This window comes from Streptomyces sp. NBC_01006 (genome assembly GCF_045162725.1).
In the GTDB taxonomy this organism is placed as follows: domain Bacteria; phylum Actinomycetota; class Actinomycetes; order Streptomycetales; family Streptomycetaceae; genus Streptomyces.
Genome location: NZ_CP108700.1, coordinates 1,802,762 through 1,821,179 on the forward strand (window position 1 = coordinate 1,802,762; position 18,418 = coordinate 1,821,179).

The 18,418-nt window shown below is 73.4% G+C and carries 14 protein-coding genes; 4 read left to right on the forward strand and 10 right to left on the reverse strand.

Features of this window, described 5'->3' with window-relative positions:
- Positions 1 to 70: 70 nt before the first annotated feature.
- The 3 genes from OG509_RS08085 (at position 71) to OG509_RS08095 (ending at position 5,918) form a co-directional block, all read left to right on the forward strand.
- Positions 71 to 1,810 carry a cation acetate symporter gene (locus tag OG509_RS08085; protein WP_406181293.1) on the forward strand — a complete coding sequence of 580 codons (1,740 nt, stop codon included), beginning with the start codon at positions 71 to 73 and terminating at the stop codon, positions 1,808 to 1,810.
- Positions 1,807 to 3,042: a histidine kinase gene (locus tag OG509_RS08090; protein WP_406181295.1), complete on the forward strand. Its 1,236-nt coding sequence runs from the start codon at positions 1,807 to 1,809 to the stop codon at positions 3,040 to 3,042. Before OG509_RS08085 ends, OG509_RS08090 begins: the two co-directional genes overlap by 4 nt.
- Before the next feature lie 65 nt (positions 3,043 to 3,107).
- Positions 3,108 to 5,918: an AAA family ATPase gene (locus tag OG509_RS08095; protein WP_406181297.1), complete on the forward strand. Its 2,811-nt coding sequence runs from the start codon at positions 3,108 to 3,110 to the stop codon at positions 5,916 to 5,918.
- Here the strand turns inward: OG509_RS08095 and OG509_RS08100 are convergent.
- Both OG509_RS08100 and OG509_RS08105 read right to left on the reverse strand, forming a co-directional pair.
- Complete coding sequence (locus tag OG509_RS08100; protein WP_406181299.1) at positions 5,864 to 6,433, reverse strand: sigma-70 family RNA polymerase sigma factor; 570 nt, start codon at positions 6,431 to 6,433, stop codon at positions 5,864 to 5,866. The two genes, OG509_RS08095 and OG509_RS08100, sit on opposite strands and share 55 nt — an antisense overlap.
- 208 nt (positions 6,434 to 6,641) lie before the next feature.
- Positions 6,642 to 8,084: a GuaB1 family IMP dehydrogenase-related protein gene (locus OG509_RS08105; RefSeq protein ID WP_406181300.1), complete on the reverse strand. Its 1,443-nt coding sequence runs from the start codon at positions 8,082 to 8,084 to the stop codon at positions 6,642 to 6,644.
- A gap of 230 nt (positions 8,085 to 8,314) precedes the next feature.
- Between OG509_RS08105 and OG509_RS08110 the strand changes: the two genes are divergently transcribed.
- Entirely contained in the window at positions 8,315 to 8,680 is a 366-nt protein-coding gene (locus OG509_RS08110) for a hypothetical protein (RefSeq protein WP_406181302.1), read from the forward strand.
- A gap of 11 nt (positions 8,681 to 8,691) precedes the next feature.
- Here the strand turns inward: OG509_RS08110 and OG509_RS08115 are convergent, their stop codons facing one another.
- The 8 genes from OG509_RS08115 to OG509_RS08150 form a co-directional block, all read right to left on the reverse strand.
- Positions 8,692 to 9,849 (reverse strand): XdhC family protein, encoded by a 1,158-nt coding sequence (locus tag OG509_RS08115; RefSeq protein WP_406181304.1) that lies wholly within the window; start codon positions 9,847 to 9,849, stop codon positions 8,692 to 8,694.
- Positions 9,849 to 11,174 (reverse strand): IS701 family transposase, encoded by a 1,326-nt coding sequence (locus OG509_RS08120; RefSeq protein WP_406181306.1) that lies wholly within the window; start codon positions 11,172 to 11,174, stop codon positions 9,849 to 9,851. The genes OG509_RS08115 and OG509_RS08120 overlap by 1 nt, the downstream gene beginning before the upstream one ends.
- A gap of 71 nt (positions 11,175 to 11,245) precedes the next feature.
- Positions 11,246 to 11,893, reverse strand: coding sequence for a TMEM175 family protein (locus tag OG509_RS08125; protein WP_403740627.1), 648 nt, complete (start codon positions 11,891 to 11,893; stop codon positions 11,246 to 11,248).
- Positions 11,894 to 12,030: 137 nt separating this feature from the next.
- A complete protein-coding gene (locus OG509_RS08130; protein WP_383512019.1) occupies positions 12,031 to 12,372 on the reverse strand; it encodes a nuclear transport factor 2 family protein in 342 nt (113 codons plus the stop codon).
- A 15-nt stretch (positions 12,373 to 12,387) separates the two neighbouring features.
- Complete coding sequence (locus tag OG509_RS08135; protein WP_406181309.1) at positions 12,388 to 13,902, reverse strand: ATP-binding protein; 1,515 nt, start codon at positions 13,900 to 13,902, stop codon at positions 12,388 to 12,390.
- Complete coding sequence (locus tag OG509_RS08140) at positions 13,899 to 15,161, reverse strand: MFS transporter (protein WP_406181311.1); 1,263 nt, start codon at positions 15,159 to 15,161, stop codon at positions 13,899 to 13,901. Before OG509_RS08140 ends, OG509_RS08135 begins: the two co-directional genes overlap by 4 nt.
- A 25-nt stretch (positions 15,162 to 15,186) precedes the next feature.
- Complete coding sequence (locus OG509_RS08145; RefSeq protein WP_406181313.1) at positions 15,187 to 16,011, reverse strand: FAD binding domain-containing protein; 825 nt, start codon at positions 16,009 to 16,011, stop codon at positions 15,187 to 15,189.
- Positions 16,008 to 18,413 (reverse strand): xanthine dehydrogenase family protein molybdopterin-binding subunit, encoded by a 2,406-nt coding sequence (locus tag OG509_RS08150; RefSeq protein ID WP_406181315.1) that lies wholly within the window; start codon positions 18,411 to 18,413, stop codon positions 16,008 to 16,010. The genes OG509_RS08145 and OG509_RS08150 overlap by 4 nt, the downstream gene beginning before the upstream one ends.
- Positions 18,414 to 18,418 lie beyond the last annotated feature (5 nt).

Here is an 18,418-nt window from a genome sequence, read left to right on the forward strand (position 1 = left end):
CGTCTGTTGCGGGGTCCGGGGCCGTGCGTAGACTCCGGTACCCCCTTCCCCGGGCGATGAGGACCGAGCCTTGAACCAGACGTACGCGCTGACCGCGGTCACCGTCGTCGTCCTGGTCACGGTGCTGGTCGGTGCGCTGGGGCTGCGGATATCGCGGACCACCTCCGACTTCTACGTCGCCTCGCGGACGGTGGGGCCCCGGCTCAACGCGGCGGCGATCAGCGGGGAGTACCTCTCCGCGGCCTCCTTCCTCGGGGTGGCCGGGCTGGTGCTGCTGCAGGGGCCCGAGATGCTCTGGTACCCGGTCGGCTACACCGCCGGATACCTGGTGCTGCTGGCGCTGGTGGCGGCCCCGCTGCGGCGCTCGGGGGCGTACACGCTGCCCGACTTCGCCGAGGCCCGGCTGGAGTCGCAGGCGGTGCGCCGGGTCGCGGTGCTGTTCGTGGTGGGGGTGGGCTGGCTGTACCTGCTGCCGCAACTCCAGGGCGCCGGGCTGACCCTGGAGATCCTGACCGGGGCCCCGCACTGGGTGGGCGGGGTGGTCGTCGCGTTCGTGGTGACCGCGGCCGTCGCGGCCGGCGGGATGCGGAGCATCACCTTCGTGCAGGCCTTCCAGTACTGGCTCAAGCTCACCGCGCTGCTGGTGCCCGCCTTCTTCCTGCTCGCCGCCTGGGCCGGTGACGGGGCCCCGCGCGCCTCCTTCGACGCCCCGGCGGTCTTCCGCGAGCACACCGCCGTCACGCTCGCCGAGGACGTACGGCTGTCGCTGGACGTGCCGTTGGCGGTGAAGGTCACCGGGCAGGTCGACGGGCGCGGCTACACGGCGGCCCCGCTGACCCTGGAGCCCGGCGAGCACTCCGTACGGGCCAGGGCGCGGCTGGAGTTCGCCCCGGACACCCGGGTTCCGCAGACCCGGGCGAAATCCGGGCGGGACACCGCCCGCTGGTCCGAGCCGATGGACGGGGACCGGCCGGCGCTCGGCCTGTACGCGACGTACGGGCTGGTGCTGGCCACCTTCCTCGGCACGATGGGCCTGCCCCATGTGGCGGTGCGCTTCTACACGAGCCCGAACGGCCGCGACGCGCGGCGCACCACGCTGGTGGTGCTCGGGCTGCTCGGCTTCTTCTACCTGCTGCCGCCGGTGTACGGGGTGCTCGGCCGGACCTACGCCCCGGAACTCGCCCTCACCGGGGACGCGGACGCGGCGGTGCTGGTGCTGCCGGAGCGGATGGTGGGCGGGGTGCTCGGCGATCTGCTGGGGGCGCTGGTGGCCGGGGGCGCGTTCGCGGCGTTCCTGTCGACGGCTTCGGGGCTGACCATGGCGGTGGCCGGGGTGCTGCACCAGGACATCCTGGCGACGCGCGGGGTGCGGACGTTCCGGCTCGCGGTGCTGGTGGCGATGCTGGTGCCGCTGGGCGGGAGCATGCTGCTGACGGACGTGCCGGTGGCGGACGCGGTGGGGCTGGCCTTCGCGGTGTCGGCCTCGTCGTTCTGCCCGCTGCTGGTGCTGGGCATCTGGTGGCGCGGGCTGACCCCGCCGGGCGCCGTGGCCGGGCTGGTCGCCGGGGGCGGGGCGGCGCTGGGCGCGGTGCTGGCGACCCGCGCGGGGCTGCCCCCGGCGGGGTGGGTGCACACGCTGATGGCGTGGCCGGCGGCGTGGTCGGTACCGCTGGGGTTCCTGACGATGGTGCTCGTATCGCTGGCCACCCGGTCGCGGATACCGGCCGGGACGGCGGCGACGCTGGCCCGGCTGCACCTTCCGGAGAGCGTGACCGGGGCCGGTGCGGCCGGTGCGGGCGGTGCTCCATGACCGGAGCGGTGCTCTCGGCCCTCGCGGTGGCGGGCGCGGCCCTGCTGCTGGGCCTGGGCTGGGCCGGCGGCCGCTGGCACGCCCGGCGCGGTGAACGGGCGACCGGCCTGGCCCTCGGCACCCCCGTGGAGCGAGCCACCTTCCACACCCTGCACACCGCCTCGCTGGCCGCTCCCCCGCTGCGTGCCGGGCTCACCGAGGACGCCGCCCGCAAGGCCGCGAAGCGGCTGCGCTCGTTGCTGGGCACGGAGGCGCTGTGCCTCACCGACCGGCGGTCCGTGCTGGCCTGGGACGGGCCGGGCGCCGACCACCACGAGCGGCGGGCGATGGCCCGGGTCGCCGTCATGCTGGACTCCGGCCGCAGCATGAGCGTACGGACGGAGTGCACCCGCCCCGACTGCCCGCTGAAATGGGCGGTGTTCGCCCCGCTCACCGGAGAGGACGGGGTGCTCGGCGCCCTCGTGGCCTACGGTTCGCGGGAGTCGGCGGTGCTGGTGCGGGCCGCCACGGAGCTGGCCCGCTGGGTCTCCGTCCAGCTGGAGCTCTCCGAGCTGGACCGTTCGCGCACCCGCCTGATGGAGGCGGAGATCAAGGCGCTGCGCGCGCAGATCTCCCCGCACTTCATCTTCAACTCCCTCGCCGCGATCGCCTCGTTCGTCCGGACCGACCCGGAGCGGGCCAGGGACCTGCTGCTGGAGTTCGCCGACTTCACGCGCTACTCCTTCCGGCGGCACGGCGAGTTCACCACGCTCGCCGAGGAGCTGCGGTCCATCGAGCAGTACCTGGCCCTGGCCGGGGCCCGGTTCGGGGACCGGCTGAAGGTGACCCTCCAGGTGGCGCCCGAGGTGCTCCCGGTGGCGCTGCCGTTCCTGTGCCTGCAGCCGCTGGTGGAGAACGCCGTCAAGCACGGGCTGGAGGACTCCACCGGGGAGTGCCTGATCACCATCGCCGCCCGGGACGCGGGCGCGGAGGCGGTGATCACCATCGAGGACAACGGGGTCGGCATGGATCCGGCCGTGCTGCGCCGGATCCTGGCCGGTGAGCGCGGCGCCTCCTCGTCGGGCATCGGGCTGACGAACGTGGACGAGCGGATCCGGCAGGTGTATGGGGACGCGTACGGCCCGGTGATCGAGACGGGGGTCGGCGCGGGCATGAAGATCTCCCTGCGCATACCCAAATACCGCGCGGGCGTGCACAGTTCGGGTCCGGGGCAGCAGCCGCCCCGGTACTGAGGCACGGACCGACCGCCGGGGCTTCCCCGGCGGCAGCCGGGGGACAGTCGGGGAGGTTCGCCGAGGTGCGGGTCGGGCGGGAACAGCAGCGCGAGGAGTTACGGGACTGGGTGCGCGGCAGTGCGCGGGGCCCCGGTGGCCGCCTGGTCGTGGAGGGCGAGCCCGGCGCGGGCCGGACGGCGTACGTGCGCGAGGCGCTGGCCGAGGCGGCCGCGCTGGGCTGCCGGGTGCGCTACGGGGCTGCCGATCCCTTCACGGCGGAGCTGCCGCTGCGGTCCGCACTGGACTGCCTGCACCCCGAGGGCCCCGATCGGGCGGCCGTGGTCGCCCTGCTCCGGGAGGCCCGGGATGCGGAGCAGCCCGGCGGGGCGTGGCTCGCCGCCATGGACCTGCTGGTGTCCGGGGTCGAGGGGTGGTGTGCGCGGGGCCCGCTGCTGCTGGTGCTGGACGACCTGCACTGGGCGGACCCGGCCAGCCTGCTGCTGTGGCGGCGCCTGGGCCGGGTGGCGGACCGGCTGCCGCTGCTGCTGGCGGCGACCCGAAGAACGCTGCCCCGGCGTCCCGAGGTGGAGCAGCTGTGCGCCGGGCTGGGCGCGGGCCCGGGCGGGCACACCGTACGACTGGAGCCGCTGACCGGGCCGGAGTCCGCCGGGCTCCTCCACGGGCTGCTGGGCGCACCCCCCGGCCCGCGGCTGCGCCGGGCCGCCGACCAGGCGGGCGGCAACCCCCGCCTCCTGCAGGAGCTCGCGGCGCACTGGTCCCGGGCCATCGAGATCACCGCAACCACCGCCGAACTGTCCGTCGCGGAGGAGGAGCTGCCCGATCCGCCCGGCTCCCTACCCCGGGGCCTCGGCTACCTCTCCCGCGCCGCCTACACCACCCTGCGCCACGCGGCGCTGCTCGGGCCGGCCTTCACCCCGCGCGAGCTGGCCCTCGTACAGGCCAGGCCCGCCCGCGAGGTGCTGGCCGAGCTGGAGGAGCCGCTGCTCGCCGGGCTGTTGGAGGACACCGGCGAGCAGCTGCGCTTCCGGCATCCCGCGCTGCGCCGGGCCCTGTACGCCGAACTGCCCCGGCCCGCCCGCTCCGCCCTGCACCAGGAGGCGGCCCTGGCCCTCGCCGAGGCCGGGCACGATCCGGCCCGGACCGCCGAACAGCTGCTGGCCGGGGGCGCCTTGGACCGCTGGGCGGTGCACTGGCTGGCGGACTCGGCGCGGGCCCTGATCGCGGCGGCGCCCGGAGCGGCCGCCGAGCTGCTGGAGCGGGCCGTGGGCCAGGCCGACCGCGCGGACCGGGACGCCCTGGAGGGGAGCCTCGCGGACGCCGCCCTGATGCTGCGCCGCCCCGAGTCGGCGGAGCTGCTGACCACCCTGCACCGGCGGGCGGCGGATCCCGCGGCCCGGGCGGCGCTGGCCTTCAAGCTGGTGTCGGCGCTGATGATCGAGGGGGACATGGGCCGGGCGCTGGCCGTCACCGAGGACGCGCTGGAGCAGCCGGTCCCCTCCCCCTCGCTGCGGCTGCGGCTGGAGGCCTGCCGGGTCCTGGCCCTGGCCGAACGGGGCTGCCCGGCGCAGGCCCACGTCCTGGCCGTCCCGGTGGTGGCGGAGGCGGCCCGGCTGGGCGATCCGCTGTGCGGGGCGGAGGCCCACCACGCGATGGCCTTCGCCCTGTTCCACCTGGGCCGCGGCCGGGAGTCGCTGCGCCATGTCGCCGAGGGAATCGCCTGGGCCCGGCGGGACCCCGAGGCCAACGACATGCGGCTGCTGCTCCTGGCCAACCAGGCCGAGGGCCATGGGCAGTTCGACGAGCCGGAGCCCGTCGCGGCGGCGCTGCGCGAGGCGCGGGAGCTGGCGCTGGCCACCCGCTCGACGGGGCGGCTGGTGGTGACCGAGGCGCTGCACGCCGAGTTCCACTACCGGCTCGGCGACTGGGACGCCGCGCTCGCCGGGGTGGCCCGGGCGGACGGGCTGCCCGTCTCGGACGGCTGGCTCCCGGTGGTGGTGCACGGGCTGCGGGCGCTCGTACGGGGCCACCGGGACGAGCGCGAGGCGGCGCAGGCCGAGCTCGCACTGCTCCCGCCGGCCGCGTTCACGGCCCCGGCGGCCCGCCGCTACAGCGGGCACGTACTGCTGGCCCGGGCCCTGCTGGCGGAGCGGGCGGGCCGGCCGGCCGACGCGGTGCGCGAGCTGCTGCCGGCGCTGGCGGACGGCCCGGACGAGGCGAGGACGTACGAACGCCCCTGGATGCTGTCGGAGATCGTCCGGCTGTCCCTGGAGTGCGGGGACACGGCGACGGCCCGGGCGGCGGTGGCGGCCTGCGGGCGGACGGCGGCGGCGCTGGCCGAGTACCCGGGCCCGGCGCTGGCGCTGTTGCGCTGCGAGGGCCTGTTCGCGCAGGACCCGCAGCTGCTGGCGCGGGCGCTGGAGCGGGCGGAGCGCAGCGGTCGGCCGCTGGTGCTGGGCCACGCGTGGGAGGACCTGGCGGTGGCCCGGGCCTGGCACGGCGATCTGGCGGCGGCGCGGTCGGCGCTGACGCGTGCGGTGGCCGCGTACGAGGAGCTGGGCGCGCGGTGGGACATCGCGCGGGCCGACGCCCGGCTGCGGAGCCTGGGGGTGCGGCGCGGCAGCCGCTCGGCGCGGCGGCGGGCGGCCAGCGGGTGGGAGGCGCTGACTCCGGCGGAGCTCAAGGTGGCCCTGCTCGTCGCGCAGGGCCGCTCGAACCCGGAGATCGCGAGCGCCCTGTTCCTGTCCGTGCGGACGGTCCAGACGCACGTTTCGCACATCCTGGCGAAGCTCCAGGTCCGCTCGCGGGCGGCGGTGGCGGCTCAGGCGGCGACGCGATGGGCGGGGCCGGGCCCGACGCCGAGGCCCGGGCCGTAGCCGGGCATGGCCTCCCTCAGTGCCCGCAGGGCGTAGTACGTACGGGACTTGACGGTCCCGGCGGGGACGCCGAGCGCTTCGGCCGCCTCGCAGACCGATGCCCCGCGGAAGTAGATCTGCACGAGCACCGCGCGGTGCTCCGGGCTGAGTAATCTCAGCGCGTCGCGCACGTCCAGGACGGTGACGGCCTGTTCGGTGCCGTCGTCGGCGACGGGCGCGTGGGTGTCGAGCGCGTCCGGCCCGACCTCGGCGGGCCGTACCTGGCGGGCCCGCCGTGCGTCGATGGCGAGGCGCCGGCCGACGGTGTAGAGCCAGGGCCGCATGGAGGCGTGGTCGCTCTCCAGCACCTCGGGGTGTTTCCAGGCGCGGAAGAGGGTCTCCTGGAGGAGGTCCTCGGCGCGGTGCCGGTCGCCGAAGGTGAGACCGAGGAGGAAGCCGTAGAGGGCTTTGCCGTGTTCGCTGTGCAGTCGCGCGAGGGCGTGGGCGTCGGTGCGGCGGCAGAGGGTCGTGGTCACGGGATGCCCCTTCCGGGTCGGATGACCTGAGCGTGACGGACCCGGCGCCCGGAGTTATCCGCCGCATGGCGTATCCGCCCGCCACCTGCGCCCACCGGTCGAACGGCTCGCCGAACGGTTCCGGCCGAACGCCGGTGGCCCCGGGCCACGTCCGCGGAGGACGGGCCCGGGGCCACCGGGAAAGCGGGGAAAGCAGTGAATGCGGGGACTAGCTCCAGCTGGCGTGCAGCGGCTTGCCCTCGGCGTAGCCCGCCGCCGACTGGACGCCGACCACGGCCTTCTCCTCGAACTCCGCGAGGGAGCCCGCGCCCGCGTAGGTGCAGGACGAGCGCACGCCCGCGATGATCGAGTCGATCAGGTCCTCGACGCCCGGGCGGGCCGGGTCCAGGAACATCCGCGAGGTCGAGATGCCCTCCTCGAACAGGCCCTTGCGGGCCCGGTCGTACGCCGACTCCTCGGACGTGCGGTTCTGCACGGCACGCGCCGAGGCCATGCCGAACGACTCCTTGTAGAAGCGCCCGTCGGCGGCCTGCTGGAGGTCGCCCGGGGACTCGTACGTCCCGGCGAACCAGGAGCCGATCATCACGTTGGACGCACCGGCGGCCAGCGCCATCGCCACGTCGCGCGGGTGGCGGACGCCGCCGTCGGCCCACACGTGCTTGCCGTACTTCTTCGCCTCCGCCGCGCACTCCAGCACCGCGGAGAACTGCGGGCGGCCCACACCGGTCATCATGCGGGTGGTGCACATGGCGCCGGGGCCCACACCGACCTTGATGATGTCGGCGCCGGCCTCGACGAGGTCCTTGACGCCCTCGGCGGCCACGATGTTGCCCGCCACGATCGGGACCTGCGGGTCCAGCGCGCGCACGGCCTTGATCGCGCTGATCATCGACTCCTGGTGGCCGTGGGCCGTGTCGATGACGAGCGTGTCCACGCCCGCGTCGAGCAGCTGCTTGGCCTTCTGCACGAAGTCGCCGTTGATGCCGACGGCCGCCGCGATGCGCAGCTTGCCGTTGGCGTCGGTGGCCGGGGTGTAAAGGGTCGCGCGCAGCGCGCCCTTGCGCGTGAGGAGGCCGACGAGCTTGCCGTCCTTGTCGACGGCAGGGGCCAGCTTGCGGTGGCCGGCGTCGAGCTTGTTGAAGGCCTCGCGGGGGTCGATGTCGGCGTCGATGAGCAGGAGCTCCTTCGACATGACCTCGGAGAGCTGGGTGAAGCGGTCCACGCCGGTCAGGTCGTGGTCGGTGACCACGCCGACCGGGCGGCCTTCGGCATCGACGACGACACCGGCGCCGTGCGCCCGCTTGGGCAGCAGGGACAGCGCGTCGGCGACGGTCTGGGTGGGCGCCAGGGTGATCGGGGTGTCGAGCACGTGGTGGCGGGTCTTCACCCAGGAGATGACGTCGGTGACGACCTCGATGGGGATGTCCTGCGGGATGACCACGATGCCGCCGCGGCGGGCGACCGTCTCGGCCATGCGGCGGCCCGCGATGGCGGTCATGTTCGCCACGACGAGCGGAATGGTGGTGCCGGTGCCGTCGGGCGAGGACAGGTCCACGCCCTGGCGGGAACCGACCGCGGAGCGGCTCGGCACCATGAACACATCGTCGTACGTCAGGTCGTACGGCGGCTTCTGGTCATTGAGGAAACGCACGTGCTGAACATCCCAGTCGATCGAAGGATCCGGCTGCGGCCCCGGCGGGCGGCCGAGGAAACGCACGTACTTCATTCTCCCATGGCCCGGGATTAATGCCGCCCGGGCTGATCGTCCAGGACATACCGGGCCGCCTGGTCTTTTCCTACGGGACCTTGGTCCCGTAGGCGAGCGGGATGCGCCGGACAAGCGGAGAGTGGGGAGCAAGGGAAGAGGAGAGGACGGACACCATGGCCGGAGTAACGCGCGACGAGACTCCCGTCGTCATCGAGGGCGGCGGCCTGGAGGTCCGGGCCAAGGAGATCGGCGGAGAGTTCAGCGTCGGCTTCTTCCGCCTGCCGGCGGGCACGGACATGACTGCGGCGGTCAAGGGGCTGCAGGATGACATGTGCCCGTGCCCGCACTGGGGCTATCTCCTCAAGGGCCGGCTGATGATGCGCACCGGCGACGGGGACACGGTGTACGAGGAGGGGCAGGCCTTCTACTGGGGGCCGGGCCACATCCCGGTGGCGCTCACCGACACCGAGTACGTCGACTTCTCCCCGACCGGGGAGTTCGACAAGGTCGTCGCGCACGTGAAGGCCCAGGCCGGATAGCAGCTGCGCCGTCATCCCCTCCCCGCCGCCCGGGCGACCTGCCTCGTATGCGTGTGCACCGGGCCCGGGCGCTGTGCCAGGGGAACGACGGATCCGCCGTAGCGGACCGCCGTGAACTCGGCGGCGATCGACAGGGCCGTCTCCTCGGGCGTGGCGCCGCCGAGGTCCAGTCCGATGGGCGAGCGCAGGCGGGCGAGCGCGGACCGCGGCACCCCCTCCTCGCGCAGCCGCTGCTCGCGTGCGGCGTGGGTGCGCCGCGATCCCATGGCTCCGACGTAGCCGAGCGGCAGCCGCAGGGCCAGCGCCAGCAGGGGTACGTCGAATTTGGCGTCGTGGGTCAGGACGCAGACCGCCGTACGGGAGTCCACCCGGCCCGCCTCCCACTCCGCGGCCAGGTGCCGGTGCGGCCAGTCCACGACCACCTCGTCGGCGTCGGGGAAACGGGCCGGCGTCGCGAAGACGGGCCGGGCGTCGCAGACGGTCACCCGGTGCCCGAGGAAGGCCCCGATCCGGGCGAGGGCGGCGGCGAAGTCGATGGCCCCGTAGACGATCAGCCGGGGCGGTTCGGCGGCCGATTCGACCAGCAGTGTCAGCGGCTGCCCGCACAGCCCGCCGGCCGTGCCGAGTTCGGCCGTCCCGGTGCGCCCGGCCAGCAGCAGGTCCCGTACGTGCACGGCGGCGGCCCGGTCCAGGGCCGCACCCCCGCCCAGGCAGCCCTCGTACGATCCGTCGGGGTGGACGGCGAGCGCCCGGCCGAGCTGCGGCGGCGGGCCGGAGACCACCCGGGCCAGCGCGGCCCGGGCCCCGCCGGCGGCGGCCTCCAGCACGGAGCCGAGGACGGGCCGCACCGGATCGTGCCCGCGCACCGGGGTGACCAGCACGTCCAGGACCCCACCGCAGGTCAGGCCGACGGCGAAGGCGTCGTCGTCGCTGTATCCGAAGCGGTGCACCCCGCCCTCGCCGGAGGTGATGGCGTCGAGGCACAGCTCGTGCACGGCGGATTCCACGCAGCCGCCCGAGATGGAGCCGAGCGCGGTGCCGCCGGCGTCGACGGCGAGCGAGGCGCCCGGGCCGCGCGGCGCGCTCCCGGTGACGGCGACCACGGTGGCCAGGGCGAATTCCCGGTGCGCGGCACACCACGCGCGTAGCTCGTCGGCGATGTCGAGCATCAGCGGATGTACTCGCGTCTCGCGCTCTGGCCGGGGATCAGCGGCCGCGGCGGCAGCACCGGCGGGCCGGTCCGCGGCACGGGTCCGGGCGCCCCGGTGCGCGGCCGGGGAGCCGGCGCCCCACCGATCGCGGGCCGGCCGGGCGGGGGGAACCCGTCGGGGACCCGGCCGCGGGCGCTGAGCAGCTTCGACGCGTGGGCGACGCTCGCGAGCGTGGCGTGGTGGTGCCAGCCACGGAAGGAGCGGCCCTCGAAATCACGGATGCCTACGGGTTCGCAGGTCTCGGTGAAATCGAGGGATACCCGGTCGGTGAGTTTGGCGAGCAGGAACAGCTGGGCCAGCGGCCGGTCCCCGATGTTGGTGATCCAGAACTCGGAGGGCAGCAGGGCGGCTTCGGTCCAGGCGCCGACGAGCAGCAGCGGAGTGGGCGGCATCGGTATGGGGCGGTCCTCGCCGGGGGTCGCGAGGATGGCGGCCGAGGTCAGCAGGGTCACTGCCCCTTCGGCGCGGCCGTGCCGGGTCCATTCGACGACGCGCCGCTGGGAGCGCAGGGAGTCGATGAGTTCGCGGGCGGGGGCGGTGTTCGGTCCGGGCTTGTGCCGGCCGGCGCCGCCGAAGGAGACGGGCAGCGAGCCGTCGACCTTGAAGACGAAGGGGATGTCCTGCAGGGCGAAGGACTCGATGCTCTGCGGGATGTCGGTGTTGGCGACCTCCATCACCACGGGCCGGCGCTGGAGTTGCCAGGTGGCGGCCATCCGCTGGACGGCGTGTACGGCGTCCTGGGCGGGGGTGAGCGAGCGGGCGGTGTCGGGGATGCCGGCCCGCCTGCGGCGCATCAGCTCGTTCGTCCAGGGCCCCGGGAGGGTGAGGGTCCATTCGACGGGGAAGCTGGCCTCGCTGGAGGCGAGCCAGATGCCGCTGGCCTGCTGGCAGTTGGCGGTGCGGCCGAGCTGGGGGACGAACTGCCGGCCGACACCGACGGAGCGGTCGCCGGCCTTCTCTATGACCATGGGCTGGACCACCCAGGCCAGCGGGCGCTGGGCGGTGCGTTCGAGGTACTGGGCGAGGGAGCGGCGCACCGGCGTCCAGTCCCACGGTGACTTGCTGATGAACTGCTGGAGGCTCTGCTCGACGGAACTGGCCCCGGTTCCGGCGATGTTACGGATTGTTTTCTTCCCGCTGGTCCGCACGAGGCCGTTGAGATAAACGCGGGCCCAGTTTCGCTGGTCCCGCCGGGGTAAGGATTCGAAGAAAAGAGAGATCAGGACGTCGATCAATTCGGAGATTTCCTTGGTGGATTCCTCCGGCAGGACTGCGCGAGCCATCTGGGCCTCCCCCGCGACCACTAGATCCAATACCCTACTTGACCGTACTGAGCGGCCGTAGGCCCCCGCGGCTACTTCCTGAGGTCGCTCGCAGATTCGAGCCGCTCTTCCTCTACCACGAGGGGGATGGGGATCTGGTTCGCCGCATAGTAGAGCGCGATCAGGAAGTGTGTGGCGAGAGTGAGGGGAGCGGAGAAGAAGGACAGGAGAACGGTCAAGGGGTAGGCCACGGCGCCGAGGCCGAAGCGCACGCGGGTGGCCCGGGCGCCTTCCTTGTCCACCCGCTCGTGGAACAGGTGGCCGACCCGCGTGACGTACCACCAGAAGGCCAGGAACGCCAGCGCGTAGGCGACGGTGACCGAACTGTAGAGGACCGCGGCGGCGTTGGCGGAGCCGCCCTCCTCGACAAGGTGCTCGGCGAGCACGGTGGTGGTGTAGGGAATCACCGATACCACCATCAGCACCAGGAGATTCAGGAACAACAGCGGCCGGTCCACCCGCTTCAGGTGACTGAAGATGGTGTGGTGATTCACCCACATCACGCCGATGATGAGGAAACTCACCACGTATGCGGCATAGTGCGGCCACTGTTCCGACACCCCGTGCCAGAAGTCCGATCCCTTTTCCTCCGGAACCTTGAGTTCCAGGACCAGAATCGTGATGACGATGGCGAATACACCGTCACTGAATGCCTCGACACGTCCGGTTTCGCGTTCCATGACCTCCCCTTTGCCATTTCACGAGCCAAGCCGTGCCGGGCGGGGCCGAGCCCGGTCCCCGGTCGCCGGAAGGGCTTGCACGTACGGGGAGGGCGCTGCCTCCGCCCTCCCCGCACACGCTACCCAGATATCGTTGGTCAGCCGCCGAAACCGGCGGTCTGGCGCCAGATCCGGCCATCGCGGACCACCAGTGTCCCGAACGCGTGCTCCGGTTCGCCGTTCAGGTTCATGATCGCGCGGTAGAAGATCGTGTCCTCGGTCTCGATGTACTCCTGGAGCTCCACCAGGGTCGGCTTCACCGTCAGGTAGCCCGTGAACGTCTCGCGCACGGCGTCGATGCCGACGGAGACCCCCTCGAAGCGCAGCAGCACCGCGTCGTCGGTGTAGTTCTTCATGACCGCCTCGATGTCCAGGGCGGCCAGCGCCTCCATCTGGCGGACGAACACCGGGTGGAGCTTGGAGATGTCGTACTTGGCCATGTCGACTCCGTTCGTTCAACTGGTGGTGGAGTGGTTGGAGCTGGCTTCATCAGGTGTTTCGGCGCAGGCGGCGGCCGCGGTGAGCGGCAGCCGGACAACCATCCGGGTCTCGCCGGGACGCGAGCGGGCGGTGATCGAGCCGTGGTGTCGCTGGGTCACGATGCGATAGCTGAGGTGCAGTCCGAGGCCCGTTCCCTTGCCCACGTCCTTGGTCGTGTAGAAGGGTTCGAAGATCCGCGGCAGGGAGTCCTCGGGGATGCCCCGCCCGGTGTCGGCGATCTCCACGACCAGGCACACGCCTTCGGCGCGCACCCGCAGGGTGAGGGTGCCGGCGCCCTCCATGGCCTCGGCGGAGTTGTCGACCAGGTTGGTCCACACCTGGTTCAACTCGCTGGGATAGCCCGTCAGTTCGGGCACATCCGGTTCGTACTCACGCACGATGGTGATCCCGGAGAGCTTGGCACGCAGGACGACCAGCGTGTTCTCGATCCCGTCGGCCACCGCGAAGCGCTGTTCGGGTGCCCGGTCGAGATTGGCGTAATCCCGGGTGGCGGCGACGAGTTGGGAGATCCTGGGGCCGGCCGCGCGCAGCTCCGCGGCGAGCGAGCGGATCTCCAGCAGGGCCGCCAGGTGGTCGAGGGCGGCGGGCAGGGCCGGCTCCCCGACCCCTTCCAGCCGCTCCAGCAGCCAGCCCAGTTCCAGTCCGAGGTCCGAGATCCCCGAGCCGAGCAGTCCGGGCCGCTCGGTGCCCGCTTCCTCGGCCCAGTCGGCGATCTCCTCCTCGGCGTCGGCCTGGGCGAACGGATCGGTGGTGACCGGCGGCGGCAGCTTGTCGAGCTCCTCGGCCAGCCGGTCGAGTACGGAGCGCTCCGCGCCCGTCGCCGCGGCGCCCCAGGCCTGGGCGGTCCGCGTGAGGCCCTCCAGGGCCGGTGCCAGCTCCTGCGCGGCCCGGGCCACGGCGGCCGCCGGGTTGTTCAGCTCGTGCGCGAGGCCGGCGGCCAGGGTGCCGAGCGCCTCGACGGTGGCCCGCTTGCGGGCCTGCACCTCCGAGGACTTGATCCGCCAGGCCAGCACCGGGATCAGGACGGCCGCCACCCCGTGGCAGCGGGTCAGCATCTCGAAGAACACCGGCTTCGGGTAGGCGACGATGGTGGTCGCCGGCCCGCTCGCGGCGGCGGTGGCCACGTACGCGCCGTCCGTCAGCAGCGGCAGCTCGCCGGTGAAGCGGTGCGCGGCGGAGGGCTTGCCGTCGTGCTCCTCGGCGGCGGCGCTCTCCTCCTGCGTGGAGTGCCGGGTCAGCACCTCCTCCCGGCCGTCGACGACCTTGGTGACGACCAGCCCGCCCGCGAGCAGGACGTGGAAGCCGGTGGCCTCCTCGCCGTCCCGGAACAGGACCTCCCCGTCGCCGAGGACCCGGGGCTCTGAGACGGAGACCAGCCAGTCCAGCTGGTCCTCGGTGAGTCCGGCGAAGATCTCCAGCCCGATCAGGGCCGACCGCAGCTCCGCGGTGCTCATGTCGGCAGCCTTCATGTCGTGCTCCCTTCGGCCCGGGTGCGGGCGGCCAGCCGCAGTGTGACGAACAGGGCCAGCGCGCACACCCCGGCGACGGCGGCCATGAAGCCGACCGAGGTGCGGTGCAGGCCGTGGATGTTGGTGAGCATTCCGGCGAGGACCGCCGGCACGCTCATCGCGAGGTACGCGAAGACGTATACGGCGGCGGTGAGTTCGCCTCGGTGCGCCGGGTCGGCGAGCGCGCTCAGCGCCCGGAAGGAGCCGAGGAACGCCGCGCCCCAGCCGCCGCCGAGGACGGCGGTGCCCACGAGGAACACGGGCGCCGAGCGGAGGCCCAGCGCGAGCAGGACCAGGCCCAGTCCGGCCAGCAGCCCGCACAGGCCCAGGACGGCGGTGCGCAGGGGCTCGAAGCGGCCCAGCAGCAGCTGGGCCGCGGTGGCGGCGCCCGCGAGCAGGGCCACGGTGGCCCCGCCGACCAGGTAGTTGGAGCTGCCGAGCAGCGAGAGGGCCAGGTGCGGCCCGAGCGAGAGGTAGAAGCCGCCGACGGACCAGACGGCGACGATGGTCAGGACGAGGACCGCGAACCGGCCCCGTACGGCGGCCGGTACGTGGATCCGGCGGGCGCTGATCCGCATCCGGCCGCCGGATCGGGCATCGGGAGCGCTCTCACGCATCCTGAACACCCCCACCAGCGTGACCGCGAAGGCGGCGACCAGCAGCAGGTAGCTGAGCACGGTCGGGGCGGGTGCGTACTGGACGAGCAGCCCGGCCCCGATCCCGCCGAGCCCGATCCCCACCGTCGGCCCCGCGCTGTTGACCTGGGCGCCGAGCGCCGGCCGTGAGCTGGGGCTGAGTTCGAGCAGGGCGGCGCCCATCGCCCCGGTGGCCAGGCCCACCGCGAGGCCCTGCACCGCGCGGGCGGCGAGCAGCAGCCCGAGCCCCTGCGCCCCGGCGAACAGCCCCATGGAGACGATCGCCAGGACCAGGCCGACGCCCAGCACGGGGCGCCGGCCCAGGGTGTCCGAGAGGGACCCGAACAGCAGGAGCCCGATCAGCACGGTGACGGCGTACAGGGCGAAGACCACCGTGATCATGCCGGAGGACAGGCCCCATCTCTGCTGGTAGAGCACGTAGAGGGCGGAGGGTACGGACGAGGAGAGCATCAGCAGGACGAGCACCGCCCCGACCACCCAGAAGCCGGAGCCTCTGGGGGCCGCGGCCGCCTGGGCGGCCGGCCCGGCCGGAACCCCCGTGGTCGTCCTGGACAATTCGGCCACTGCGTCAACTCCCCGTGGTGGGCGGTCAGGCGAGGGCCTGGTCTGCCCTCTGCAGCGCGCGGGCGGCGAGCACCCCCGCGAGGTGGCCGAGGTACTCGGCCGAGGTGCCGCGCCCGGGGACGAACAGCTCCCTGGGCTCGGCACGGAAGGCCGCGAGCACGGCCTCCGTCGTGTACGGGCCCCCGCGCAGCCGGTCTTCGACCCCGCGCAGCCGCAGCGGGCGGGCGGTGGCCCCGGTGACCGCGATGCGCGGCCCGTCGGGGGTGATCCGTACGGCGGTGGCGCACACCGGGTAGCGGGTGGCCCGGTCGGCGGTCTTCTCGAAGGCGGCGGCCCGCCCGGCGGCGGGCACCAGCAGTGCGGTGACCACGGCCCCGGCCGGCACCCCGGAGACCGCGAACTCCTCGGCGGGCACGGTCCAGCGCCCGCCCGGTCCGGCCAGTTCGACCAGGGCGTCCGCGGCGATGGCCGCGACCGGCAGGTCGGTGGCTCGCCCTGTGGCGGCGAGGTTCCCGCCGGCCGTGCCGAGGTTGCGGACCTGGGGGTCCCCGTTGGCCCGGGCGGCGGCCGCCAGTTCCGGGGCCTCGGCCAGCACGGCCGCGTGGCCCGCGAGCTCGGCGAGGGTGGTCAGCGCGCCGATCCGGATCACGGCGGCGGTCCGCTCGATGCCGCGGAGCTCTTCGAGGTGGCGTACGTCGACGAGCAGACGGGCGGTGTCCTCCCCGGTGCGCAGCCCGGGCAGCAGGCTCTGGCCGCCGGCCAGCACCCGGGCGCCCCGGGTGCCGGAGAGCAGGGTCAGGGCCTCTTCGAGGCCGACGGGCCGGACGTAGTCGAACTCGGTGAGGATCACTGGGCTTCCCCTCTCAGGCGGCGCCAGACCTTCTCGGGGGTGAGCGGCATGTCGATGTGCTGTACGCCCAGGTCGGACAGGGCGTCGACGACCGCGTTGACGACGGCCGCGGCGGGCGGCACGGTGGCGATCTCGCCGGCGCCCTTGGCGCCCAGCGGGTTGTGCGGGCTGGGCGTGGTGGTCTTGTCGAGCGTGAAGAACGGCACGTCCGCGGCGCGCGGCAGGGCGTACTTGGTCAGGTCCGAGCTGAGCAGCAGGCCCTGTTCGTCGTATACGGCGGCCTCCATCAGCGCCTGGCCCAGGCCGTGCGTGATGCTGCCCTCGATCTGCCCTAGGACGATCTTCGGGTTGCCGATGTTGCCGGCGTCGTCGACGGCGGTGTAGGCCACCACCTCGGTCTCGCCGGTGAGTTCGTCGACCTCGACGACCGCCACGTGCGTGCCGAAGGGGTAGTTGAAGTCCGGCGGGTCGAAGTGGGTGGTCTCGTCGAGGGCCGGTTCGATCTCGTGGGGCAGCCCCCAGCCGTACCACATGGCCATCGCCAGCTCGGCGAAGGTCTTGGTGTTCTCCTCGTTGCCGTCCTCGTAGACCTTGCCGCCCGCGTAGACGACCTTGTCCTCGGGGACGCCGAGGAACACGGCCCCGGCCTTGACCAGCTTCGCCTTGATCTTCCGGGCGGTGAGGGCGACGGCGGGCGCGGCCATGCTATAGGAGCGCGAGCCGTACGTGCCCTGCCCGTACGGGGCCTTGAGCGTGTCCCCCTCGTACACCTGGACCAGCGCCGGGTCGATGCCGAGCTCGTCGGCGGCGACCTGCGCGAAGACCGTGTGGTGGCTCTGGCCGGTGGAGGCGGAGCCGACGGTGACGGTGACCTCGCCGGTCGGGTGGACGCGGATGTTCGCGCTCTCCCAGGTGCCGCCGAGCATGCCCTCCTTGGACATCCGGGTGGAGGGGCCGACCCCGCAGATGGCCACGTAGGTGGCGATGCCCACGCCGAGCCGCTTGCCGCGGGTGCGGGCCTCGGCCTTGCGGGCGGGCATGTCGGCGTAGCCCGACAGCTCCATCGCCTTGTCGAAGTTGACCTGGTAGTCCCCGGAGTCGTACGTCCAGCCGAGGCCGTTGTCGTACGGGAACTTCTCGTTCGGCACCAGGTTCTTGCGCCGGACGACGGCCGGGTCCATGCCGATCTCGGAGGCGAACCGGTCGACGAGCCGCTCCATCAGGAAGGCCGCCTCGGCGCGCCCGCTGCCGCGCTGGGCGCCGAGCGAGACGGTGTTGGTGAACGCGGCGTACACCTCGCAGAAGGCGGCCGGGATGTCGTACATGCCGCTGATGGAGCGGCCCATCAGGGCGGTGGCGACACCGGGGCCGATGGTGGAGGGGTACGCGCCGAGGTTGGCGTAGCTGGTGGCCCACAGGCCGGTCATCCGGCCGTCGCGGGTGCCGGCGAGCACCACGTGCTGGCGGTGGTCGCGGCCCTGGACGGTGGAGTTCATCAGCCCGGTGCGGGTGTCCACCCATTTCACGGGCCGGCCGAGCGCCTTGGAGAGCAGGAGGACCAGCGCCATGTCGGGGTACAGGTACCCCTTGGTGCCGAAGCTGCCGCCGACGGTCGGGGCGATCACCCGGAGCTTGTTGAACGGGATGCCGAGGACCAGCGCGGCGAGCAGGAAGCGGTGGTTGTGCGGGCCCTGGGTGGAGGCGTACAGCGTGTACTCGTCGGTGGCGGCGTTGTAGTCGCCGACCGCGCCGCGCGGCTCGATGGGGCTGTTGATGGTGCGCTGGTTGACCAGGTCCAGCTCCACCTTGACCTCGGCCTCGGCGAGGGCCGCTTCGGTGCGTTCCTTGTCGCCGCAGGTCCAGTACGCGTTCAGGTTGCCCGGTACGGCTTCGTGCAGCTGGGGCGCGCCCTCGGCGAGTGCCGCGTCGGCCCGGGTGACCACGGGCAGCGGTTCGTACTCGACGGCGATGGCGGCCAGGGCGGCGGTGGCCTGGCGCGGGGTCTCGGCGACGACGACGGCGATCGGGTCGCCGACGTGCCGGACGGTGTCGCCGGTCAGGACCGGGCGGGCGCCGGGAAGTCCGTACGGGTGGGGCGGGAAGTGGCTCTCGACCCCGCCGGGGATCCAGATGCAGGGCAGCGGCATCACGTCGGTGAAGTCGGCCGCGGTGGCCACCTTCAGCACGCCGGGCATCTGCTCCGCGGCCTTGGTCTCGATGGAGAGGATCTTCGCGTGGGCCACCGGGCTGCCGAGGATCGCCATGTGGGCGGTGCCCGGCAGGTTGATGTCGGCCACGTACTTCGCCTCGCCGCGCAGCAGCTGCGGATCCTCGCGGGCGTCCAGCGGCCGGCCGAGCAGGCCCGATCCCTGGAGGGGTGCCTCCCCCGTCACTGCGGTCATCTCCC